The 24,354-nt window shown below is 64.7% G+C and carries 16 protein-coding genes; 12 read left to right on the top strand and 4 right to left on the bottom strand.

Annotated features, from left to right (window positions below; all coding sequences use genetic code 11):
- Nucleotides 1-2,910, bottom strand: a complete 2,910-nt coding sequence (locus tag G7Y82_RS00630) for a DUF7948 domain-containing protein (RefSeq protein WP_168146063.1) — start codon at nucleotides 2,908-2,910, stop codon at nucleotides 1-3.
- Nucleotides 2,911-3,202: 292 nt separating this feature from the next.
- Between G7Y82_RS00630 and G7Y82_RS00625 the strand changes: the two genes are divergently transcribed.
- The 8 genes from G7Y82_RS00625 (at nucleotide 3,203) to G7Y82_RS00590 (ending at nucleotide 13,451) form a co-directional block, all read left to right on the top strand.
- Nucleotides 3,203-3,796 carry an RNA polymerase sigma factor gene (locus tag G7Y82_RS00625; protein WP_168146062.1) on the top strand — a complete coding sequence of 198 codons (594 nt, stop codon included), beginning with the start codon at nucleotides 3,203-3,205 and terminating at the stop codon, nucleotides 3,794-3,796.
- Entirely contained in the window at nucleotides 3,747-4,745 is a 999-nt protein-coding gene (locus G7Y82_RS00620) for a FecR family protein (RefSeq protein ID WP_168146061.1), read from the top strand. Before G7Y82_RS00625 ends, G7Y82_RS00620 begins: the two co-directional genes overlap by 50 nt.
- A 93-nt stretch (nucleotides 4,746-4,838) precedes the next feature.
- Complete coding sequence (locus tag G7Y82_RS00615; RefSeq protein ID WP_168146060.1) at nucleotides 4,839-7,904, top strand: TonB-dependent receptor domain-containing protein; 3,066 nt, start codon at nucleotides 4,839-4,841, stop codon at nucleotides 7,902-7,904.
- Between the two features lie 71 nt (nucleotides 7,905-7,975).
- Nucleotides 7,976-10,075, top strand: a complete 2,100-nt coding sequence (locus G7Y82_RS00610) for a S9 family peptidase (protein WP_168146059.1) — start codon at nucleotides 7,976-7,978, stop codon at nucleotides 10,073-10,075.
- A 43-nt stretch (nucleotides 10,076-10,118) separates the two neighbouring features.
- Complete coding sequence (locus G7Y82_RS00605) at nucleotides 10,119-11,135, top strand: BPSS1187 family protein (protein WP_168146058.1); 1,017 nt, start codon at nucleotides 10,119-10,121, stop codon at nucleotides 11,133-11,135.
- Nucleotides 11,132-11,953 (top strand): acid phosphatase, encoded by an 822-nt coding sequence (locus G7Y82_RS00600; protein WP_168146057.1) that lies wholly within the window; start codon nucleotides 11,132-11,134, stop codon nucleotides 11,951-11,953. Before G7Y82_RS00605 ends, G7Y82_RS00600 begins: the two co-directional genes overlap by 4 nt.
- Nucleotides 11,954-11,962: 9 nt before the next feature.
- Entirely contained in the window at nucleotides 11,963-12,304 is a 342-nt protein-coding gene (locus G7Y82_RS00595) for a response regulator transcription factor (RefSeq protein WP_168146056.1), read from the top strand.
- Nucleotides 12,305-12,374: 70 nt separating this feature from the next.
- Nucleotides 12,375-13,451: an NADH:flavin oxidoreductase/NADH oxidase gene (locus G7Y82_RS00590; RefSeq protein WP_168146055.1), complete on the top strand. Its 1,077-nt coding sequence runs from the start codon at nucleotides 12,375-12,377 to the stop codon at nucleotides 13,449-13,451.
- 3 nt (nucleotides 13,452-13,454) lie between these two features.
- Here G7Y82_RS00590 and G7Y82_RS00585 read toward each other — a convergent pair whose 3' ends face one another.
- Nucleotides 13,455-16,340, bottom strand: coding sequence for an SPOR domain-containing protein (locus G7Y82_RS00585; RefSeq protein ID WP_168146054.1), 2,886 nt, complete (start codon nucleotides 16,338-16,340; stop codon nucleotides 13,455-13,457).
- A 219-nt stretch (nucleotides 16,341-16,559) separates the two neighbouring features.
- On the opposite strand from G7Y82_RS00585, the gene G7Y82_RS00580 reads away from it, so the two are divergent.
- Nucleotides 16,560-18,029, top strand: a complete 1,470-nt coding sequence (locus tag G7Y82_RS00580; RefSeq protein ID WP_168146053.1) for a RimK family ATP-grasp domain-containing protein — start codon at nucleotides 16,560-16,562, stop codon at nucleotides 18,027-18,029.
- Nucleotides 18,026-18,475, top strand: coding sequence for a GNAT family N-acetyltransferase (locus G7Y82_RS00575; protein WP_168146052.1), 450 nt, complete (start codon nucleotides 18,026-18,028; stop codon nucleotides 18,473-18,475). The genes G7Y82_RS00580 and G7Y82_RS00575 overlap by 4 nt, the downstream gene beginning before the upstream one ends.
- 45 nt (nucleotides 18,476-18,520) lie before the next feature.
- Here G7Y82_RS00575 and bamJ read toward each other — a convergent pair whose 3' ends face one another.
- Nucleotides 18,521-19,285, bottom strand: a complete 765-nt coding sequence (gene bamJ, locus G7Y82_RS00570) for a BamJ family beta-barrel-assembly machinery protein (RefSeq protein WP_168146051.1) — start codon at nucleotides 19,283-19,285, stop codon at nucleotides 18,521-18,523.
- Nucleotides 19,286-19,334: 49 nt separating this feature from the next.
- On the bottom strand, nucleotides 19,335-21,893 hold the full coding sequence (plsB, locus tag G7Y82_RS00565; RefSeq protein ID WP_168146050.1) for a glycerol-3-phosphate 1-O-acyltransferase PlsB: 2,559 nt from the start codon (nucleotides 21,891-21,893) through the stop codon (nucleotides 19,335-19,337).
- Nucleotides 21,894-21,973: 80 nt separating this feature from the next.
- Between plsB and G7Y82_RS00560 the strand changes: the two genes are divergently transcribed.
- Together G7Y82_RS00560 and G7Y82_RS00555 are read left to right on the top strand one after the other, a co-directional pair.
- Entirely contained in the window at nucleotides 21,974-22,465 is a 492-nt protein-coding gene (locus G7Y82_RS00560; protein ID WP_168146049.1) for a DUF4112 domain-containing protein, read from the top strand.
- A 53-nt stretch (nucleotides 22,466-22,518) separates the two neighbouring features.
- Complete coding sequence (locus G7Y82_RS00555; protein WP_168146048.1) at nucleotides 22,519-24,291, top strand: cyclic nucleotide-binding and patatin-like phospholipase domain-containing protein; 1,773 nt, start codon at nucleotides 22,519-22,521, stop codon at nucleotides 24,289-24,291.
- Nucleotides 24,292-24,354: the final 63 nt, after the last annotated feature.

Below are 24,354 nucleotides of genomic sequence, written 5' to 3'. Positions count from 1 at the left end.
TTAGTGCAGGCGACGACGTCTGCGCAGCAGCGCGGCGGTGCCGAGCATCAGCAATGTGCCCCCGCCAAGTGCGCCCCCACCGGCGGTGCCGGAGGTGTCGGTTCCGGCGGTTCCGGTTCCGGTCACGCTGAGGGACACCGTATCCGGGCTCGAGACGCTGTCGCTGACGATCGTCACGGCACTACTGAATGTGCCAGCCGAGGTCGGACTGACACTGACGTCGATCGTGCAGCTGCTGCCTACGGCCAGGGTCTGCACGCAGTCACTGCTTTGCGAGTAGATGCTGGTGACGGAGACCGACGAGATGCTGACGGCCGACTCGCCCTTGTTGGTCACCGTGATGGTCTGCTGCGCGCTGTCGCCTACTGCCAGGTCGCCGAAATCGATGCTGCGCGATGACAGTTCGAGCGGTGTGCCCGTGGCGCTCAGCGCGCTGGTGACGGTCGTGCTGCCGCTGGTCACCGTCAGCGTGCCGCTGTTGCTGCCGAGCGCTTCAGGTGCTGCCGTCAATTCCAGTGTGCAGCTGTTGGCGCCGCCACTGGTGTCATCGGTCGCGACCAGCGACGTGCCGGTGCAACTGTCGCTGGCGACAGTGAAGCCGCTGCTCACCGAGACCGAATCAATACTCAGTGCCGCCTCACTGGCGTTCGATACCGTGATGGTCTGCGTGTCACTGGTGGTCTCGACGCCGACGCTACCGAAATCGGTCCGGTAAGGGGCCAGACTGATCGGCTGGAAGGTCAGCTTGTAAAGATAGCTCGGCGAATCGCTGGCGGCGTCGTCATTGCTGGCCTGGTAGGCGCCATCGGTCGTCGGAAAATCCGTCGAGACGGTTTGCCCGGTGCCGTAAAGCGCATTGTTGGCAAAAGCCTGCGCATATGCGCGATCGGTGCCGTTGCCGCCGAGGTAGGTGCCGTATTTGAGCGTACTGCCGTCCTTGCTGAGCTTGAACGCAAAAATATCGTAGCCGCTGCTGATGCTGGTTTGGTAGGCATCGTCGGTGGCCACGAGCGGGGTTGCGCTGGTATTGCTATAGCCCGCGCCATAGGCGTAGCCGTACTCATCGACGGCCAGTCCGTAAAGGTAGTCGTAACTGGCGCCACCGATGTAGGTCGAGTAGACCAGCCCCGAAAGGTCCTTTTCGAACTTGGCGACATACATGTCGCTGTCCTTGTCGGCCTCGAGCGCGGTCTGGTACGCACCGTCAGTGACGGGCAGGTCTGAACTCTCGGTATAGCCGCCAATATAGATGTCGCCGGATGAGTCCAGCGCCAGCGCGTAGGCATAGTCTTCGTCGCTACCGCCGAAGTAAGTTGCTTCGCTGACCGCGGACAAATCGCTGCTCAGTTTGGCAACAAAGGCGTCGTAATCGCCGGCGTAGCTGCTCTGGTAGGCGCCACTCGAAATCGGAAAGTCGGTCGAGGACGTGATGCCGGTGACGTATACCGCGCCGTCCGCGTCGGTCTTGATCGAGTTGTCGTAGATATAGTCGTAGGCGCTACCGCCCAGCAGCGTCGATGCGACCAGGCTGGCCCCGTCTGCGCTCAGGTGGGCGATCACAGCGTCTGAGCTGCCACTGAGCGCACTTTGGTACGCCCCGCTGGTGGTCGGAAAGTCGCTGGAGCCCGTATAACCGGCGACATACACGGAGTCGTCGCTCGCCAGCGTCATCGCACGCAGATAATCGGAGGACGAGCCGCCGATGTAGGTCGAGTAGACCAGGCTGGAGCCATCGGCGCTCAGCTTGGCGACGAAGCCGTCGTAGCTGCCGCCGGCAAATGTGGTCTGGTAGGCGCCGGCAGTGATGGGGAAATCGCTTGATGCGGTGTAGCCCGCGACATAGGCCTGACCTTCCGTATCGACGGCGATCGCACGGCCGTAGTCACTGGAAGAGCCGCCGAAATAGGTCGAATAAATCAGGCTCTCACCGTCCGGCGCGACCTTGGTGACGAAAGCATCGTAGCTGCCTCCGCCTGCACTGACCTGATAGGCGCCGCTGGTCGTCGGATAGTTGGTCGATGCGGTATAGCCCGTAACATAGGCATCCCCGTCACTGTCGACGGCGATGCCGCGCCCGTAGTCGGCGCCGGTGCCGACCCCGCCGAGGTAGGTCGAGTAATCGAGTGTCGGATCGATGACCAGTTCGCGCGTGTCGTCGTAAGGCCCGACCGCGAAGGCGACATCCTGGCGCCCCTCAAGCCTGAAGGCTCCCTGCACGGCCTCGCGCCGGCCATCGCGGCGCTGGTAGACGACCGGTTGGTGCTCGACGAGTTCGCCGCCGGCGGTGGCGATGTGCAGATTGCCGTCGGTGTCGACGCTGAGGTGGTCGGCTCCAGCAAAGTGCAGGCGGATCGCCTGGGGGGACTTGCCGGGGGCCACGATAAAGTCATATTCGAGCTGGTTCTGATTTCCGTAATAAACCAGATCAACGCCATCGTAGACATTGGAATAGTGGACGCGGCCGACGTGCGCAACATGGTGTTGCCAACGCTCGGCGCTACCGCCCTGCAAGTAATTGCTTTGCCCGCGAAGGGGCTGTTCACCTTCAAGCCTGCTCGCCTTCTGCGCGCCAACAAGTTGCATTCGCAGCACCGCGCCGGCAGTCGGGTGGCCCGTGTCGGCTGCAGGATGAAGCAGGCTGAGGACGGCTTCGTCGTCTTTCAGGAACAGGCCGTAGCCTGCGCCACGGGCGATATAGCGGACGTCCTGCGGCGCCTGACCTTCATTGGGCTCGAAATGCAGCGGAATCTTGCCGTACTGCAGCGCACGCGCGGGCTCGCCCGACGAAGCCTGGCGAGCGGCCTGGAGGCGCGGACTGCGGTCATTGCGCTGCGGCGTCTTATAAAGACTTGCCGCGGCTAGCGGAATCACTAGTGCCATGCCGATGAACACGGCGGTGCTGCGTCTCATACCCATCACTCCCAAAGGTTTGCTCCTGGTGCAGACTTCGGCGCCAGTTCGGTGGACAGCGGGCCGCACGATTTCCCCGAGGTCGGCGAGCCCGTTCCGGTTTTAGATGCGTGACGCTCGAATTTCCGCCATCGTCGGTTTCCGCCGATACCGTCGGGATGCAGGACGCGCACGAAAGGCTGGCGCTTCGACGGCCCGAGGCGGTAGATTCGCGCACCGTAGCGGCGGGCTCCGGCATAGTCGGCACGGCAATTGCTCATGCGCTCGGACTCGAAGTGGAGGGCCGCAACCTATGTTGCAGGTTTCAAACGCGCGAGCGACGTGGCTCGCGCAGCAGGTGCTGCCGCATGAGGCGGCATTGCGAAGCTGGCTGCACGGACGTTCGTCGATGATGATGGAGGTCGATGATGTCGTGCAGGAGACCTATGCCGTGTTAGCTGGAATGGACGATGTGAGCGGCATCCAGAATCCGCGCGCGTACATGTTCACGGTTGCCAACAACATCATGCTTCAGCATCTGCGCCGTTCGCGTATCGTGCCGATCGAGAGCATTTCCGAGATCGAGCAGTACAACGTTCCGGATCGCGATCCGACGCCAGAACAACGGCTGTCTCTGCAGCAGGATTTGCGCCGAATCGGACGGATCATCGCGCAGCTGCCGCCGAAATGCCGCGAAGTCTTCATGCTGCGCCGCATTGAGGGCTTGTCGCAGCGCGAAATTGCGGCGCGTGTCGGGATTTCTGAGAATACGGTTGAAAAGCACGTGGCGAAGGGGCTGCGGCTGCTGATGGGGGCCATGGCCGCGGGGGCGGCCGATGAGAACCCGGACAAGGGGCTTGAGCAACAACGTGGCTATGGTTGGAAGAAACGGAAAGCCGTCGATTGACGAGGTCGCCGCCGACTGGGTGGCGCGGCTCGATCGTGGCTCGCTCAACGCCGAGCAGAGTGCGGACCTCGAGGCTTGGCTGGCTGCAGATGCGCGCCATTTTGGTGCATACGCGCGTGCGCGTGCCGTATTTGCGAGCTTCGATCGGGCGCCCGCGCTGGGGCCCCAGTTCGATCCAGCGCAATTTCTGCAGGCAAATGAACCTCGTGATGAAGTGCTTGACTCCTCACGACGGCGCTTTGTCGTGGGTGGGGCGCTGGCGGCCGGACTGGTACTGGGCGGTGGCGTCGGCTTTGCTGCCTGGCGTGATGGGCGCTATTCGACGGCGATCGGAGAAGTCCGCCGTGTCCCGCTGGCCGATGGCTCGGTCGTTACGCTGAATACCGCCACGCGCATCAAGGTTGCATTCTCCAGCGCTGTCCGTCGTGTGGAGTTGCTGCAAGGCGAAGCGATGTTCGACGTCAGCCGCCGCGCCGGAATCCCGCTGCAGGTCGTTATCGGTGCGGTTTCGCTGCTGGCCGGCGAGGCGAAGTTCAATGTGCGCAGTGAGCGGAGCCGAGGCGTCAATCTGCTCGTCAGTTCTGGCAGGGTTGATGTCTATCCGGGCGGGGGGCGTCAGGATGTGCGCGTCCCTGCTGACGTCGAGATGCAGATCGGAGGTGTCGGCGACTTGCAGCGCCAGCCGGTTGGGCCGGCGCAGGCCGAGCGCAAACTGGCATGGCGCGACGGCATGATCGCATTTCAGGGAGAGACGCTGGCGCAGGCGGCGACGGAATTTGCGCGCTACAGCCGGCAGCATATCGTCATCGACGATCCGGGCGTCGCATCGCGGACGGTGACAGGGCTGTTCTCGGCCACCAATCCGGCTGGGTTTGCGCGCGCGGTGGCCACCAGTTACGACTTGCACCTGAAGATCACCAGCGACGCTGTTTTGCTTTCCGCTGCATAAAAATCCTTGAGCGAGTGGCGGAACTCGCGCATTCGATCATCAAGCTCCTGACCGGGCGCCTGCGTGCCCGTATCCAACCATAGGGAGCGCGTTGTGCAGTCAAAGAAGCGAAACAGGTTGGCCCTTGGGGGGCTGCAGGTGCTGGCCCTCTGGGGCGGAATCACATCCGTGGCGCTGGCCCAGCAGCGGGCCTTCAATGTGCCGGAGGCGGAAGCGGTCACGTCAATTCCGGAATTGGCGCGGCAGGGCGACATCCAGATCATCGCCCCGGCTGATCAGCTCAAGGGCATTCGAACCCCGGCGATCAAGGGGGAGATGGATGTCCGTGAAGCCCTGAAGCAACTGATCCGCAATACGGGCCTCAAGATCGTCTCCGACTCAGATGGCGTGATCGTGCTGCAGATGCCGCAGGAGCAGTCATACCTGGGCGGGCCCATCGAGGAAGTCGTCGTCACGGGCAGCCGCCTCAAGCGCTCGACGTTCGACAGTCCAACTCCCGTGATGGAAGCGGACCGCGAGACGATTCAAGAGGAAGGTTACGTCGATCTGGGTGACGCGCTCAGCGACATTCCCGGCGTGGATCAGAGCATCAATCTGTCGACCAGCCAGGAAGACACACAGAACAACGGCTTGAGTGTCATCAGCCTGCGCGGTCTAGGTTCGAATCGTACGCTGACGCTGATCGATGGTCACCGGACGGTATCGAATTCAGGCAATCGCAATGCCGTCAGCCTCAGTTCGCTGCCGAAGTATTTCGTCGATCGTGTCGAGATCACGACCGGTGGCGCGTCGGCGGTCTACGGCGCGGACGCCGTCGCGGGCGTCGTGAACATCATCACCGAAGACAAGCTCGACGGATTTGAGGCGCGCGTAACCGGTGGTGGTACCAAGGATGGTGGTGGCGACAACGATAACTTCTCGTTTGGAGCTGGCCAGCATTTTTTTGATAACCGGCTGTACGTGATGGCCGGTCTCGACTATTCACGTCAGATGATCCTGCGCGCTCGGGATCGCAACTGGGCGATGCGCTCGCTCGAATACGACCCGGACACCAATACCGTTACGACGCCGGATACCAGCTCCTACATGGCGGGCGGCTATTTCAACAGCGGTGCGTACTACTACGATGAGAGCGGACTGCAGACCAACTACACCTCTGCCGACGGCTACGAGGATCGTAAAGACGGAACGCTGATCACCCCGGCCGACAACCTCTCTGCCGCCGTGAAACTACGTTACGACCTTACCGAAGACACACAACTTTGGAGTCAGTTGCTGTTTTCTCAGGTCAAGACCAATTCGGTCCGTGAACCGTATTTCATGAGCTATTCGTCGGAATATGGTGTTGATGACGAATATGAAGTGGGCCGCATCTCGCTTGACAATCCTTATGTTCCCAGCGAGATCGCGTCATCTTCGTCCAGTTCGGGTGTGACTTGGCGCCGACGGATGGTTGAGGTCGGCAACCTCGAGATTTACAACCGGCGAAATACCCTGCGTGGCTGGTTGGGCCTCAAGGGTACAGTCTTCAATGACTGGGACTGGGATCTTACCTACGGTTACGGAGCTTATTCGGGTTTTCAGGTGCGCAGGAACGGCATCAATGAACAGCGCATGGCATACGCGCTTGATTCGGAAAATACGGGCGACGGCACAATCGAATGTGCGGATGCCGACGCGCGTGAAGATGGTTGTGTGCCGATCAATATCTTCGGCGTCGGTTCGATCTCCGATGCGGCTGCTGATTACGTCCGTGCCAACGTCTGGTATCGCCCGCACAACCGTCAGGATGACATTCAGGGCACGATGTCGGGGACGTTGTTCGACCTGCCGGCCGGTCCGGTCGAGTCGGCCTTCGGTTTCGAGCTGCATCGCGATCTGACCCGGACGCGAGTCGATCCGCTAACGACGGCGGGCTTGACCAACTTCGCCTACATCCCCGAATACTCGGGTGATATCGAGGCCAAGGAGGTCTTTGCCGAAGCATCGTTCCCACTGCTCAAGGACCTGCCTTTCGCCCATGAGCTGACATTCGACGTCGCGGGACGTTTCGGGCACTACAACCTACGCAACGTCAACAATGTTTTCTCTGGCCGTCTCGGCCTGCAGTGGGCGCCGATCCAGGATATCCGGTTCCGCTCCGAATACAGCACCGCGCAGCGCGCGCCGAATACCACCGAACTCTATTCGCCGCCGCGCGATGACTACGACACGATTGTCGACCCTTGCAGCGGCGTGACGCAGACGTCGACAGGACGTTATGACGACAACTGCCGCATGGATCCGGGTATCGCGGCGGCGCTAGAGGACTCGACGACGTTCACGCAAGCGTCCTCGGAGGTCAACGCCCCGAATTCCGGAAATGCGGATCTGCACGAAGAAACGGCGCACACGTTGACGGCAGGCGTTGTCGTGACGCCACGATTTGCAAAAGATCTTCAGTTGAGTGTCGACTACTACGACATCCGCATCGCGGGAGCGATCGATACGCTTAGCAACACGGATCTGTTGGCTGAATGCTACGGCGATCCCAATGGAATCGATAACGCGTTCTGTGCCGAAGTGACGCGCGACAGCGAAGGCCAGATCACGAAGATCGTCAATGAAGACCAGAATCTTGACGAGGAGCGCGCTTCTGGTATCGACGCGGCACTCGCATATGGTTTCCGTCTGACGTCGTTGTCCATCCCTGGCAAATTCAAGATTTCGTTCAGCTACTCGCACCGCATTGACCTGAACGAGACCTACCAGGGGGCGGTGACGCAGGAAACAGACAACTACAACGGCGAGGTCGGCTCATCGAAGAATCGCGCGCGCACCAAGCTTCGTTGGTCAAAGGGCCCTGTGAGCTTGTCATGGGCGGCGGTCTATTACGGTGCGGCTGTCGACAGCAATACGCTCGGTGCCTATTACCGATCGGCTGGTATCACCAATCCGCTGTACTACCACTTCTCGTCTTACTGGCGTCATGACGTCATGGGTAGCTACAGCTTCGGCCGCGATCGCACGTTCCGTGTATTCGGTGTCGTGAACAACGTGTTCAATCAATACGGGCCGTTCATCCCATACGGCACCGATAGCGGCAACAAGTACAACTACAACGCTACCTACGGCGTCCGCGGCTTGTCCTATCAGTTGGGGCTCGAAGCCAAGTTTTGATGCCTGTCTGGACGCAGGGCTGGATTTCCAGCCCTGCTCCCCCTCGCCGTGTTCCGCTCATGAGGTTGTCCGTGTTCGAAGTCATTCGTTCGCATCGTCACTGCCGCGTCATCGCGGCGTCGCTTTCCCTTTTGTCGTGTGCGTATGTCGGCCGAGTCGTGGCTGCGCCAGAGGCGATGAACGCGGTCGATCTTCTCGATCTTCAGCATCTTTCTTCGCCGGTGGTTTCGCCTGACGGGCACACGGTGCTGTACGCGCGGTCCAGAGATGACTGGAAGAAGAACCATGTCCGTTGGGAGTTGCTGAGAATCGGCAGCGATGGCAGCGGGCGGCAGCATATGCTCAATGCGGCGGCCAAGGAACTGACATGGTCGCCGGATGGACGCTTCTTCGCTTTCGTCGGGCGATTGGGTGGTGACAAAGTCGACCAGTTGTACGTCATGGCGGTTGACGGCGGCGACGCCCAGCGTGTCATGGTGCGGCATCACGCGATTTCTTCCCCGCGCTGGTCTGCTGACGGAAAGCAGATCTATTTCCTCGAGAATGTTGCGCTCGACAAGAATCTCGAGAAGCGCATCAAGCAGAAGGACGACATGGTGCCGTTCGAGACCCCGACGCGGCGGCGCGAGTTGTGGCGCGTCACGGTCGCCGACGGGAGCGTCGAGCGGATCACACACGGCGACGGCTACGACGTCAAGGCATTTACGCTTGCCCCTGATGGCCGTAGCGTCGTCTATCGACGCGCGCCATCGGAGCTGCACGACGACGGACCGAAGTCAGAACTGTGGCTGCAGCCTCTGAATGGCGGTGGTGCTGCCCGCCAGTTGACGCACAACGACTATGCCGAGAGCGACATCGAATATGCTCCGGATGGCCGCGAGCTGCTGTTTCTGGCCAATGCAGAAGCCGGGCACTATGCGACCGTCAATGCCAACCTGTTCGTGATGGATGTCGACGGTGGAGCGCCACACGAGCTTCAGCATGGACTGCCATACGACATTGATAGCGCGCATTGGTCTGCGGATGGCCGTGAAATCTACTTCGTCGCTACCACGGGGGTCCGCCGCGAGCTGTTTGCCGTCGATGTGCACGGCGATCGGCTGCGCCCCCTGGTGCGCGGTGATTTTGCGATCTCCGGCTGGTCGCTGTCTCGTAATGGCCACACGCTCGCCTATGTGGCGAACTCCGCAACATCGCCCGGCGAGCTGTACCAGCTTGACCCCCGGGCGTCGGCGAAGGCTCGGCCGCTGACGCACGAATACGACGATCTCGCACAACGGTTCGATCTGCCCAAGCAGGAGGCAGTCCAGTGGACGGCGCCGGACGGTCAGGCGCTCGAGGGCTTGTTGACGTATCCGATCGGCTACAAGCCCGGCACGCGCTATCCGCTGATCGTGCAAAACCACGGAGGGCCGCACTCCAGCGAGGTCTTCAATATCTTCGCGTACGGACGCTACTTGCCGTTGCTTGCCGCGCACGGCGCGATGGTGCTCAGCGTCAACTACCGTGGCAGCAGCGGTTATGGCGACACCTTCATGCAGGGTATGGATGGCGGCTATTTCCGCTACGCGGACAAGGACGTCTTGTCAGGCGTCGACATGCTGGTCGCACGTGGAATGGCCGATCCCGACCGCCTCGGTGTGATGGGCTGGAGTGCAGGTGGGCACATGACCAACTGGCTCGTGACCGTGACGCATCGCTTCAAGGCCGCGGTGTCTGGTGCCGGCGCGGTCGACTGGCCCTCGATGTATCTGACATCCGATGCGCGCTATCAGCGCACAGCCTGGTTTGATACGCCCCCCTACGGGACGCAGGCGCGCCGCGATCTGTACACCGAGTACTCGCCTTTGAGCCGGCTCGACAAGGTGCATACCCCGGTACTGATCCTCGCAGGCGCGCGCGACGAGCGGGTGCCGTGGACGCAGTCGGTCATGCTCTACCGCAGCCTCAAGGCGCTGGGTGTCGAAACACAGCTGTATCTGGCGCCGCGTGAGCCACACAACTTCAAGGAGCTGCGCCACCGCCTGTTTCAGATCAACGTGCAGATGAAGTGGTTCGTCGACAAGGTGCTCGGTGGGACCTATGAACCCGCTCAGGCGCCGGAGGGTATCGCGCCGAAGGGGATTGAAGCCTTCGACGATGCTCCAGATGAGCACGGCGATCATGATTGATCGTGCCCTCAAGATGCGGGTCGCACGGTGTAGCTTGCTACTGATGGCCACGCTCTATGTTGGCGCCGCTGAAGCGAAGATGGTGGCGCCGTATGAGCAAAGTGAGGGCTATCTGAAGCTGCAGCAACACTCGACGCCCGCGCAGCAGCAGCGTGGCGTTTCGGTCAGCGCCGATCGCGTATTTCATGCCGTTGCGCCGGACGAAGCGGACCCCACTGTCAAGCACTACCTGCGCGACAGTTACGCGATGATCGATCGCCGTGCCGTCACCGACGACGCACCCCTGTTCGTATTTCTCGTGGGCACGACGGGATCGCCGGACAGCAGCAAGACGATGCTGGCGGTCGCTGCCGCCAGCGGCTATCGCGCGATCAGCCTCATGTACGACACGATGCCGGCGACCAATCAGGCCTGCCATCATGACCCCGATCCGAGCTGCTCGGCTCGTTTTCGCGAGAAGCGCGCTTTCGGCGATGACGTAACGGCGGACATTCCTGATGCGCCGAACGAAGCCGTGGTGCCGCGGCTGCGGGCAATGCTGTCGATGCTCGCACAGCGCTATCCCAGCGAAGGCTGGGGCGGTTACCTGCAGGTGGGCGAATTGGTCTGGTCGCGGATTGCGATGTCGGGCCATTCGCAGGGCGCCGGCCTGGCAGCCTATATCGCGCAGCGTCACGAACTCGCGCGCGTCGTGTTGTTCTCGAGTCCCTGGGATTACTACCGCGAGAGTGGAGATCACGGAAAAAAGCGTGTCGCGCCATGGCTATCGGGTACCGGAGTGACGCCCGTCGACCGTTGGTATGCGATGTATCACGTGCGCGAGCCGCATGCGGATGACATCGCTCGTGCTTTTCATGCGCTCGGCCTTGATGCCACGCACATTCGCCTGGCAACGCTGGCGCCCGCTCGCGCCGGTAGCGAACACACCAGTGTTTCGAACGACTACACGACGCCGCGCGACGATCACGGCCTTCCACGGTATCTGTCGGACTGGAGCTTCATGCTGGGGCGCGGTGCCGATGTCGCCTCGCAGGCTTCGAACACCGGAGCGGGGCGATGAGCGTCCGGGCGCGCACACTGGCTGCGGCGATATGTCTGATCTCGGGGGTGGCGGCAGCCGGTTCGCCAGCTTGGGAAACCCCGGAAGCCAGCGATCGAAAGGCCTTTGCGCCTTACATCGACAAAGTGGGCCTGAAATTTCTGGTGCTTGCCGGCCCCCCGGCTGAAGGTTCGCCTCCCGACCTCGATGATGTAAGAGGTATCCTGCGTCGGCAGCAGACCACGTCGGCAGCCCGATGGGCGCAAGCGGAAGCGGATGGTGACGCACTGTACGCACAATTTTCTGCCGCGTTCGGGCGGCCGATCGATCGCGTGCATGCGCCATACACGGTGCGTCTGCTGAACCGGCTCGAGAAAACGGTGGCAATCCCGACGTTCGCCGCGAAGAAGGTTTACCACCGCGCGCGCCCCTATCAGCGCCTGCCGCTGGAACGCGTCTGTGGGCGCAGCTCGGCACCGACCGCCGATCCGGACGTCGCCAAGCGAACCTCCTATCCCTCGGGCCACTCGGCCTACGGATGGATGGCGGCGCAGGTCTTGGCGGCGCTTGCGCCGAATCGTGCTCAACAGATTCTGCAGCGTGGGATGGATTACGGCGAGAGCCGCCTGGTTTGTGGCGTTCATTTCCCGAGCGACGTGGCGGCGGGGCGTTTGATTGCGACGGCGGTCTATGAGCGCGTACGGCGCGTCGAAGCGTTTCGTCGTGACTTCGCGTGCGCTGCCGCGGAGCTGGATACGCCGCAGTCGGTTGCTGACCGCGCATTGCTCGCGCAATGCGGCCCACCACCGCCGGTTGAGCCTGCCGACGGCAAGCCCTGAGTTTGTGGCATGGCCCTCGTGTTCGAATCCATCGTGCAACGCCGTGGTGTCGGGCGTGCGGAGGACGCTCGTTCGGCGCTGACCTCGACAGCGGCATGTGCCTGCTGTTCCTGCCGTGCGGCTGGGCCAGCCCCATATTTCAACGAACTCTCGCCGCGAGAGCGCGAGCTGTTCGATTTAATTCTCATGGGTTATACGACGCGGCGCTGTGCGCAGGTCATGCGGGTCAGCACCAAGACCGCGGAGAATCATCGCGCACGCATGATGGACAAGCTCGGTGCGCGAAACGTCGTCGAACTCTGTCGCTATGCGTGGCGCTACGGCCTGATGCCGCCGGAGGTGGGGGATTGAGTTCCGATTGTCGGGTTCCAGTACGCTGTTCAGACTGATGCGCCGCATGGCGCCCCGACCCGGAGCCTCGATGAATTTGTTTGCCCCACTCGTCCAGCGTGGCGTCACGCTGAAGAACCGCATCGTCGTCTCGCCGATGTGTCAGTACTCGGCGCAGGACGGTGTGCCCAATCAGTGGCATCTCGTGCATCTGGGCAGCCGCGCGGTTGGCGGCGCCGGCGCGGTCATTGCCGAAGCGTCGGCGGTGCAGGCCGGCGGGCGCATTTCGCCGGGCGATACCGGTCTATGGAACGACGCGCAGGTTGCGGCTTGGTCGCCGATCACATCGTTCATCCGTGAGGCCGGCGCTGTGGCTGGCGTGCAGCTCGCGCATGCCGGCCGCAAGGCCAGCTGTGCGGCGCCGTGGGATGGCGGCCGTGCGGTGGCGCCCGAGCAGGGCGGCTGGTTGCCGATCGTCGCGCCGTCGGCGCTTGCCTTCGACGAGCACAGCATCGTGCCGCAGGCGCTGGACGGCGTCGGCATCGATGCGCTGGTCGCCGATTTCGCTGCGGCGGCGCAGCGCGCGCTGGCGGCCGGCTTCGAGCTCGTCGAGATTCACGCTGCTCACGGCTATCTGCTGCACGAGTTTCTGTCGCCGCTGTCGAACCACCGCGACGACGACTACGGCGGCAGCTTCGACAACCGGATTCGTTTGCTGCGCCGTGTGATCGCCGCGGTACGCGCGGTCTGGCCGGAACGGCTGCCGCTGTGGCTGCGCATTTCGGCGACCGACTGGGCGGACCCGCAAACCGACGGTGCCGGCTGGGATCTGGATCAGTCCTGCGCGCTGGTCGAGGCCATCAAGGGTGACGGCGTCGACCTGATCGACGTGTCCAGCGGCGGCACGCTGCCGCGCGCGAAGATTCCGGTCGGCGCCGGCTTCCAGACGCCGCTCGCCGCAACGATCCGTGAGCGCTGCGACGTGGCGACCGGCGCGGTCGGCATGATCACCGCGCCCGCGCAGGCCGACCACGTGATCCGCACCGGCCAGGCCGACGTGGTGCTGCTCGCCCGCGAGATGCTGCGCGATCCGTACTGGCCGCGGCGCGCGGCGCTCGAGTTGCGGCAGACGCCTGACGCGCCGGTGCAATACCAGCGCGCCTGGTAGGCCTCAGCGCAACGAGCGCTCGTCGGGCACCGCGATCACGCGCGCCTTGTCGTAGCCGGGGTTGCTGCGCAGCTTCTTGAGCGCGGCCTGCGCGTCGTCGCGGCTGGCGTAATGGCCATGCAGGACGCGGAACGCCTTGCCGTCGTTGAATTCGATCGGTTCGATGTCGGTTTGCAGCTGGCGACGCTTCCAGCTGGCGGCCGCGCGGTCGGCATTGCGGCGGTCGATGAATGCGCCGAGTGCGATGCGCCAGGTTTGCGTGACCGCGGCTTCGCTTGTGGTGACGGCTGTTGCGGCGGCGGCCGGTGCCACCGGCGTGGCATTCGGTGGTGGTGCGATGCCGACGACCTTGGCGTGCTCGGCGCCCGGCTCGGCGCGAAACTTGGCCAGCGCCTGCTCGGCCTTGGCGGGCGTGTCGTAGCGGCCGTAGAGCACGCGGTAATCGGTGCGGCCATTGCGCGTGATGGGCGCGATCTCGGTGCTGACGCCTCGCTTCTTCCAGACCTTGGCGCTGCGTTCGGCATTCGGGCGATCGATGTAGGCACCGAGGCTGACGCGCCAGAACGCAGGCGCCACGACGGCTGCTTGCGCCGCCGCGGGTTCGGCGCCCTCGGCGTCGGCGTCTTCTCCTGCGTGGGTGTCGTCTGCGGCGTCGGTTGCCGCAGGGAGTGCCGCGTCCGGCGGCGTGGCACCCGCGCTCGTGCGATCGCTGGACGGCGTGTTCGTCGTCGCGGCGAGGTTCGCGTCGTCTTCAGGGGGCGCTTCAGTTCCGGAGGCGGCACTTACGGACGACGGGGCGTCTTGCGCAGCGGCTGGCGAGGCGCTTGGCGCCGTGTCGGCGGTCTCGTTCGCCTGCGCTGCGGCCGTAGCCTCGGCCGATTCGTCTTGCGCCGCGTCAGCGACAGCGCCCGGCAGGCTGGTCGCTGTACCGCCCGCGGCGGCAATGACCGCAGGCGTATCCGAGCCGCTAGTAGCGGCGGCGGTGCTCGCCGTGGCGGCGGGTTCGGCTTCCGTATGGGCGTCGGCTGTCTTCGGCGGTACGGCAACGTCGCTGGCGCTGTCCGGGACCGGTGTTTGCGTGTCGGCATCCGTCTCGGCTGACGTCGAGCCGTCCGCCGCGTTCGCGGATGCTGTCTGCGCTGCAGTCGCCGCAGGTGGCGCCTCGTCAGTTCCGGCCGCTGCTGTCGGTGTCGTATCGGCCACGACGCTGCCGGTATCGGCTCCGGTGGTCGCGGTCAGCGCCGCATCCGGGCGCATGGGCGGCGTCGCCGGCGCCTGAGGCGTTGCCGCCGAGGCGGGCGCCGTGTCAGCGGCAAGGCGATCGCCGTCCGGCGTGGTCATTGATGCGGATGGCTCGGTGCCTGTCACCGCGTCTTGCGGCGCGACGGGCTGTCCATCGTCCATTGTTGGGGCTGCTGGTGTTGCCTTCGCGATGGCCGGGGCGCTGGCGCTGGCGGCAGTCGCGCTCGCGGCATTCGATGTCGCTTCCTTGCCGTCGTTATGGGGCGTGTCAGCGCTTGGGTCTGGCGATGCCTCGGACGTCGTATCGTGAGGGATTCCTGCGCTTGGTGGCGTCGCAACCGGCGCGGCGGCTGCCGTGTCTGCCGTCGCCACGGTCTGCGGGGCGGTGCTCGCCGTTGGCGCCGCAGCCGAGCCGCTCGCGGACGTCTTGGCGTCGCCCATGCGGTGATGGTCAGCATCGGTGTCCGATGCCGTCGCATGATCATCGGCCTTCGGCAGGTCGGCCAGCACGACCGCACTGGCCGCAGCACCCGCCATCGCGCTGCCGGCGCCGGCGGCTCCTGCGGCGGCTTCACCGGCGGTGGCGGTGCTGGCGGCCTGTTTGGCGCCCTGTTGCGCGGCATCGGGGGCGGTGTCCGCCGCGGCTTGCGCCGAGCCTGCGTCGGCCGGTGCGACTACGGCTCCGGTCGTTTCGGCCGCTGCCGGTGTCTCGTTCGCCGCCGTGGTCGCCGGGGCTATCGAAGCGTTGGCGGATGCTGCGCTCGCGTCGGCGGCGCGGGGCGGCGCGGTGATCGGCTTGCCGGTTTCGGCGAGTTCGATGGTCGGCGTCGCTGGCTTCGCCGGGCTTGCAGCGGTTTGCGTTGCGGATTTGGCGCTGGCGATTACGCCGCCGTTGCTGCCGAGCAGCGGCCGGCTCTGGCCGTTCTTGACCGCCTGTGCGGCGGCGTACTGCAGGTTGTAATCGTCCGGAAACGAGGTCAGCAGCAGACGCGGCGCCATGCTGCCGGCATCGTCGGCGCTGAGCTGTTGCATGCCACTTGCGGTCCAGCGCAGGCAGCTGCCGGGTTCGTCGAGCCGCTGATGGCCTTTCGGGGTATCGACCTCGGCGGCGCCGGCCATCACACAGATTTCGTCGCCTGCCGGCGTCGCCTGTGCCCAGGCATCGGTGCCGTAGAAACGTGCCTGCAGGTAGCGCAGGTTCAGGTAGACGTCGGCCGGCCCGCCGCCCTGTTCGGGACGGCGCGCGTCGACGTGCACGGCGCCGCCGCCGAGGCGGATGCGCGCCAGTGTCGAACGCCCCGGTGGCAGCGGCGCTTCGTCGTTGTCGACGACCAGTGCCGCTTTGCCGCCGATCACGATGCTGCCGCCGCCATTGAGACGGAAGCTGCCGCGGCCGTCCGGCGCGCTGGCGAGGGTGTCGCCGGCCAGCACCGGATCGCGCGCCGACAGCATGTCGGTCGCACCGCCTTGATGACGCACGAAGACATGACCGGTGACGCGGGTGACATAGATATTGGCGTCCGGCGCAGCCGCCTTGTCACCGGCGCCGCTGCCGGTGGTCGCGGCCATCGCTGCGGCGCTCCACAGCAGGCCAGCGGCGAGCCAGGGCAGGGCGTGTTGTGGACGGGTGGCGACAGCGAAAGTCATGGAGACGGCGACCGGCTGGAACAGGTTTGCCAGCGTAACAAATGCCGGCCGCAACCGGCCGCGCGGGCGGTGGCCGCGCGGCGAAGTCGAAGCCGCTTGCGTTTCGGTCGCACAGCCTCCTAGGATGCGCCGCGATCAACAAAGACAAAGCGCAGCGCGCATGCCCGAGCCGTCCGAAGACCCTCTGCCTCATCAAGGCGCTTCGCGCCGAGCGCCGCCATGAGCGGCATCGTCGTTGTCGATCAACGCAGCGACTGGCCGGTTCACGTGCCGGGCTTCGAGGTCGTCACGGCCTGGGACTATCTGACCCAGGAAGAGCTGACGCGGGCGCGCAAGATGCGCGTCTACAACCTCTGTCGATCGTTCGGATATCAGACCACCGGCTATTACGTGTCCTTGCTGGCGGGTGCGCGGGGGCACAAGCCGCTGCCGGAAATCACAACGATCCAGGACCTCAAGCTCGCCGACTCGTCGCGCATTCTCAATGATGAAATCGACGAGCTGATCCAGAAATCGCTGGCGCGCATCGGCTCGGCCGAATACGTGATGAACGTCTACTTCGGGCGGCCGCTGGCGCGGCGCCACGAGCGCTTGGCGCGCGCGCTGTTCAATCAGTTTCCGGCGCCGTTGCTGCAGGCCAAATTCAGCTATCGTGGCGACGAGTGGCGGGTCGACAACATCGGTCCGATCGCGCTCGGCGAAGTGCCGGCCTCGCACCTGGAGTTTCTCTACGAGGCGGCGCAGGACTACTTCGCGCGGCGCCGGGCGCCGAGCCGTCGCCGCGAGTCGTCACGCTACGACCTGGCGATCCTCGTCAACGACGATGAAAAGGAGCCGCCGTCGAACGCGCGGGCGCTGAAGTCGTTCGAGAAGGCCGCCGAGGACCTGGGCTTCGACGTCGAATTCATCGACAAATCCGATTACGGCCACGTCGCCGAATTCGATGCGCTGTTCATTCGCGAAACCACGGCCGTCAATCATCACACCTATCGTTTCGCGCGCCGCGCCGCGCGCGAAGGCCTGGTCGTGGTCGACGATCCTTTGTCGATCCTGCGCGCGGCGAACAAGGTGTTTCTCGCGCAGTTGATGGAGCGCCATCGCATTCCGCAGCCGAAGACGGTGTTGCTGCATTCGCGCAATGTCAAGCTCGCCGGCCGCGATCTCGGCTTTCCGTGCGTGCTCAAGCAGCCGGATTCGCAATTCTCGAAAGGCGTCATCAAGGTCGAGAGCGAGGCCGAATTCCGGCGCAAGGCGGCCGACATGCTGGAGCGCTCGGACCTGATCATCGCGCAGTCCTACGAGCCCACCGATTACGACTGGCGTGTCGGTGTGCTCGACGGTCAGCCGCTGTATGCATGCCGCTACTACATGGCCAAGGATCACTGGCAGGTCGTCAAGCGTGCCGGCAATGGCGCGATCGTCGAAGGCGGCCACGAGACGCTGGACGTCAAGGAGGTGCCGGCCGCCGTGCTCAATGTCGCGGTGCAGGCGGCACGCGCCGTTGGCGAGGGGCTTTACGGCGTCGATCTCAAGCAGTTCGGCAAGGTCGTCAAGGTCATCGAAGTCAACGACAACCCGAATATCGATCACGGGGTCGAGGATCTGGTGCTGAAGGACGAGATCTATCGCAAGGTGATGGCGTACTTCATCAAACGCCTCGAGCAGCGCACACGGGAGCAATCGCGATGAGAGACGTCGCGCCGGCCGTGCGTCGCGCGACCCGGCGCGACGTCGACGACATTCTCGGTCTGGAGCGCCATTTCCCCGGCGATCGCATGACGCGCGCCGGTCTGCTGCGGCTGCTGCGGCGACCGAGTGCAAAGATCTGGGTTTACGGCCGCGCCCCGGTGCTGGGCGCCCTGGTGTTGCTGACGCGGCGCGGCGCCTCGGTGGCCCGCATCTATTCGTTGGTCGTCGAACCGCAGGCACGCGGGCAGGGCATCGGTCAGCAGTTGGTGCAAACCGCCGAGCAGGCCGCGCGGCGTGCGCGCAAGCGCACCGTGTCGCTGGAAGTGCGCGAGGACAATGCCGCGGCGCGCGCCCTGTATGCGCGACTGGGTTATATCGAGGCCTGCCGCATGCGCGGTTACTACGACGACGGCATGGACGGTTTGCGCCTGCGCAAGGCGCTGTAACGAAAAACGCCGCCCGGAGGCGGCGTTTTTGCGGAGCTTCAGGCCTTACTTCTCGGCCTTGCCGTCATCCTTGCCGATCGATAGCAGCTCGACTTCGAAGATCAGCACCTGGTTCGGGCCGATCTTCACGCCGGCGCCGTGCTCGCCGTAGGCGAGGTCGGACGGGATGAAGAACTTGTACTTCGAGCCCGGCGTCATCAGCTGCACGCCTTCGGTCCAGCCCGGGATCACGTTGTTCAGCGGGAAGCTGACCGGCTGGCCGCGCTTGTACGAGCTGTCGAACTCGTCGCCATTGATCAGCGTGCCGGCGTAGTTGACGGTGACGGTGTCGGTGGCCTTCGGGTGCGGGCCCTTGCCTTCCTTCTCGACTTCGTACTGCAGGCCCGACTTGGTGACCTTCACGCCCGGCTTCTTGGCGTTCTCTTCGAGGAACTTCTCGCCCTCGTCCTTGTTCTTGGTCGCCTGCTCGGCGCGCTCCTTGATCTGGCGCTCCTGCATCTTCTTGGCGACGGTGTTCTTGATCTCTTCACGCGCCGCTTCGTCCATCTTCGGCGTGGCGCCGGAGAACGCATCGTCGAGGCCCGCCTTCAGCGCGGCGACATCGACATCATCCTTGACCGGCTGCAGCGACTTGCCGAGGTCAACGCCGATCGCATAACCGAACTTCTGCGCGTCGGTCTGCAGCGAGGCGTCGGTGGTGCCCTTCGCGTCGGCCGACGCGGCGGACTTGTCATCATCCTTCTTGGCGCAGCCGGCGACGAACGCGGCAGCGGCAAGGCTAATAGCCAAAAGGCGAACAGTGTTCTTCATGTAAAAGGTCCGGATGCAAAAAAGGCGCGAAGCGCGCCGGTCCGCCCGATTATAGCGGCTTTTCCGGCGGCTCTTGAGAGGGCTTTCCCGGGGCGTCCTGCGCCGGTTCGTCGACGACTGCGACGGCCTGTTCTTCGGCCAGCTCGCTGAGCCGGCGGCGCGACAGCAGCTGCAGCAGCATCTGCCGTGCATCGTCGGACAGCAGCTCCTGCGAGCGTTCGGCAATGCGGTCGATGCGGGCATCCACTGCCAGGGTCTTGTCGGCGGCGACACTGACCATGCCGATCTCGATCAAGGTGTTCAGGTAGCCCTTGAACAAGGCCTTGTCGAAGAATTCCGGTGCGTCGCGGCCGGTCAGAATCGCCATGCGTTCGGCCAGCAGGCGGCAATCGTCTTCGAACTTCTCGCGCTTGAGCGGCTGCTGCGTACGCCGCTCCTCGGCGAGCAGCAGCGCTGTCATGCAATAACGCTCGTGCGTTTCGCCGAGCACGCGGCCGAGCATCGCCAGCGTCGAGAAGGCCGGCTGGTTGGCCTCCGGGCGGCGCAGGCGATCGTTCTCGCGTGACAGCAGGCCTAGGCCGATCATCGTCGTGATCCACTGCTTGACCACGTCTTCGATCTGCTCCGGCTCCCAGCGCAGGAAGTATTCGTTACGCAGGAACGGGTAGAGCGCACGCACGCCCATGATCACCGCGTCGTCGGACAGCAGCAGGCGCGTGCGGAACAGGTTGGCGATCAGCGACGGAATCGCGAACAGGTGTTGGATGTTGTTGCGGTTGTAGGTCAGCGCCACGGCATCGCGGGCGGTAACGCCGTGCAGATCGCCCCACGGATGCGGAACCCGGGCGATCTGACCGATCGGGCTGCTCCATTCGACGACCGCCTGCGGTGCGGTCAGCGGGATGTAGCGCTGTTCGCCGCCCGGTCCGCCCTTGAGCAGCCAGATCAGCGAACCGATCTGTTCGACGAATTCGTCGTGCGCGACGACGCGCTGCGGCGACGCCAGCAGCGCCAGTGCCGCCAGACCCGACGGGTTGGCGATCGCCGCGGCATTGATGCGGCGGCTGTTTTCGAGCGCGAGCTTGGCGACGAAATCCTTGAACGCCGCCGGCATCTGCTCGCTGTCTTGCGCGACGGCTTCGCGCCACCCCGGCAGATGCGTGTCCGCGTACGACTGCAGCACCAGCGGCTCGCCGAAATTGATGTACGGCTTGCCGTAGGATTTGCCGAGAATCTTGCCGGCTTTGAGCAGTCCTTCGGCCGATTCCTTGGTCTTGGCGCCGCCGCGCAGTTCCTTGGTGTAGCTGCCGACTTCCCAGACGCGGTCGTAGCCGATGTAGACCGGCATCAAGGCGACGCGGCGAATGTCCTGGCGCAGACCGGCTTCGACGACCATCGACAGTAGGCCGGTCTTCGGCTGCAGCAGGCGCCCGGTGCGGCTGCGGCCGCCTTCGGGGAAGAATTCGATCGAGTAGCCGCGGCGGATCAGCGCCGCAACATAGGCGCGGAACACCGCGGTGTAGATCTGATCGCCGGAGAAGCTGCGGCGCAGGTAGAACGCGCCGCAGCGGCGCAGCAGACTGCCGACCGGCCAGAAGTTCAGATTGACGCCGGCTGCGATGTGCGGCGGCGCGATGCCGGCCTGATACAGCGAATAGCTGACCAACAGATAATCGGCGTGCGAGCGGTGCGACGGCATGAACACCAACTCGTACTGCTGCGCCAATTCGCGCACGCGTTCCAGGCCCTGCACATCGATGCCGGCGAACACGCGCTTGAAGACGACGATGTTGAGGAAGCGTTCGAGGAAATTGATGCTCGTCGTCGAATAATTGGCGGCGATTTCTTCAGCGCACTTGCGCGCGTGGGCCCGTGCCTTGTCGCGCGTCATGCCGTGCTTGCCGGCACCATGTTCGATCGCGCGAAGCACGTTCTCGGTGTTGAGCAGGCCGTCGATGACGACGCCGCGGCGCAGCAGCGTCGGCCCCAGGGCGGCCGTTCGCGCGCGCAGGAAATGGAAGTGCAGGACGCGCGTCAGTTTGCGGATCGCGATCGACGCTTCGGGCGTGCGCTCGACGTATTCTCGGAACGAAAACGGCAGGCCGAAGTTGGCCAGCACGTTACGGCCGTTGAACAGCATGATGAAGAATTTCTGGACGCGGCCGGCTTGCACGCTATCGGCGAACAGCAGCTTCCACAGGCTGGTTTCCTTGCCCGGATCGCGCCCCCAGAAGATCGAGATCGGCACCATCTGCGCGTCGAAGTTCTTGGTCGCGATGCCGGTTTCGATCAGCCGCGTCAGTGCGGTCGGCCGCATTCGCGTTTCGAGCAGGGCGTCCATGTAGACCACGCCGGCGCGCTCGACGGTCGGGAAGTTCGACCCGGTGCGATTCGGCGGTGGCAGCACGTGCTCACGGCAAATCCGCGCGAGCACGAACATGTCGACCCAGGAGCGCTGGGCGAGAATGTAGACGACCGGTTTGGTCGGGTCGATCTTCAGCGTGTCGCGCAGTGCGTGCGGCGCGGTCTTGTAGCGGACCAGCCCGTTGAACGGGCGGAACAGCCACCAGACCAGGCTATACAAAGCGCTGTTCAACAGAGCGCGCATGCGATTCCTTCAATACAATTGCTGTCGCGGGCGGCTCTGCCCGTGCCTTGCCGATACGGTGCGCAGGCGCGCATCCCGCCATGAATGGAAAAAGTTTACCGGAAGCGGCCGGGTCCGGTCCCGGTTCGGCGATCGACCCGGCCCGCTTGCACGCTACACGCGCTCGGTTGCGTCGTTACGCGACCTGGCTCGACAGCGGCATCGGCGTCCCTGGAACGCGGTGGCAGATCGGTGTCGAGGCGCTGATCGGCCTGATTCCCGGCATTGGCGACGTTGCCGGCGCGGTGCTCGGCAGCTGGTTCGTCATCGAGGCCGCGCGGCTGCGCGCGCCGCGGCCGCTGCTGGCGCGCATGGTCGGCAATGTCGTGTTCGACGCGCTCCTGGGGTTGGTGCCGGTGGCCGGCGATCTGGCCGACTTCGTCTTCAAGTCCAACCGCCGCAATCTGGCGCTGCTCGACGCGCACATCGACGCGCGGCTCGGCGTCGAACGTGCGCCCGGACGGCCGTGGTGGCACTGGGCCTTGCTGCTGGTGGCGCTGCTCGCGGCCGGCGCCTGGTGGCTGCACCGCTAGCGCGCTGTGGTGTTTCGATATTTCCGGGGCACGGGACTAGACTCCGGCGCAGGATGAATGCCCGCGAGATTCTCGGTCAGTGCCCCCTGTTCGCCGGCGTCGACGACGGCGCGCTCGACGCGCTGGCCGGCGATGCGACGCTGGTCGACGTGCCCAGCGGTGAGCGGGTTTTCGCGCAGGGCGAGGACTCCGATCACATCTTCATCGTTGCCACCGGCCGGCTGCGCGCGGTGCTGGCCGATGGGCGCGTCACCGACGTCATCACGCGCTTGCAGCCGACCGGCGAGATCGGTGCGGTGCTCGGTGAGCGGCATTCGGCCGACGTCTATGCGGTCCGCGACAGCGTGCTCGTGCGTCTGCCGACATCGGCGATGCTCGATGCGCTACGGCCGTTTCCGGATGCTCTGCTGCGCCTGACGCGCTTGATTACGCGCCGCCTGCGGCAGAACGCCAGCGTCGCGCCGCACGCGGCGACCGTCAACGAACGCAACAGTCTTGCCGTGGTCGCGGCGACGCCGTCGGCCCCTGCGCGTCTCGTCGCCGAACGCCTGGTCGAGACCTTGTCCAGCCTCGGCGAGACCCAGCTGGTCGATCTGCGCACGATCGAGCAGGCCTTCAATGCCGACGACCGCGAGGCGATGCGCGCCGACGCGCACGCGGCGCGGCGGTTGATCGAATATCTGAACGTACTCGAGGCGCGCGGTGTGCAGCCCGTCTACCTCGCCGATGCCGGCTCGCAGCCCTGGGCGCGGCGCTGTATGCGCCAGGCCGATCGCGTGCTGCTGGTGATCGACGCTGCCGAGCGCGAGCCGCATGGCGCGATGCTCGAGGCGCTGCAAAGCAGCGGCACGCGTGCGACCGTCGACCTCGTCATCGTTCGCGCTGCCGGTATGCCGGCCGGCCCGGTGCTGGCCTGGAAGCAGCGCGCGGGTGCGCGCGCGCATTACTTCGTGCGCGCCGATCGCGAAGAGGATTTCGCCAGCCTGGCACGGCAGCTGACCGGCCGCGGTGTCGGTCTGGTGCTCGGCGGCGGCGGCGCGCGGGGCTTTGCGCACGTCGGCTTGCTGCAAGCCCTGCGTGATCTGCGTATCCCGGTCGACGTGGTCGGCGGTTCGAGCATGGGCGCGTACTTTGCGGCGCTGCTGGCCTGCGAGGAGTCGATCGACAATATCCGCCGCATCGCCCGCGAGACCTTCGTTGCGCACAACTATCTGAACGACTACGTGCTGCCGACGGTATCGCTGATCCGCGGTCGCAAGTTCGTTCGCCATCTGCATGACACCTTTGGCGACCGCAGCATCGAATCATTACGGCGGCCGTTCTTCTGCATGACGACGAACCTCAGCCGCGGTACGGCTGTCGCCCACCACCATGGCCCGGTCTATCTGTGGACGGCGACCAGCATGGCGGTGCCGGGTGTTGCGCCGCCGCTGGTCTACAACGGCGAACTGTATGCCGACGGTTCGGTGATCAACAGTCTGCCGACCGACGTCATGCAGTCGCTGGATCGCGGGCCGATCATCGCCTCCGACGTCAGCACCGAAGGTGGGGTTGAAGCGCCGGGCGTCGAAGGTCCGGATCCGGAAGGCGCGTTCGGTCTCAAGGGTGACGATGCACCGCGCCTGCTGTCGATCCTGTTTCGCACGGCGACGCTGACCAGCGAAAGCGGCGTCGCCGCGCGCGCCGCACGTGCCGATCGTTACCTGCGCATGCCGGTCGAGCGCATCGGCATGTTCGACTGGAAGCGCATGGACGAGATCGTCGAGCGCGCCTATCAGCACGCACTGGCGGAGCTGGCGCCACACCGCGACCGTCTGGCGCGTTGAGCGCCATTACCGATGTAACCCGCGCATGAAAAAGCCCCGGCGTCTGTCGTCGCCGGGGCCGGG

This window comes from Solimonas marina, from assembly GCF_012241385.1.
GTDB classification, from domain to species: domain Bacteria; phylum Pseudomonadota; class Gammaproteobacteria; order Nevskiales; family Nevskiaceae; genus Solimonas; species Solimonas marina.
The sequence above is the reverse complement of the archived record's forward strand: the minus strand, read 5'-3'. Positions and strand labels throughout refer to the sequence as shown.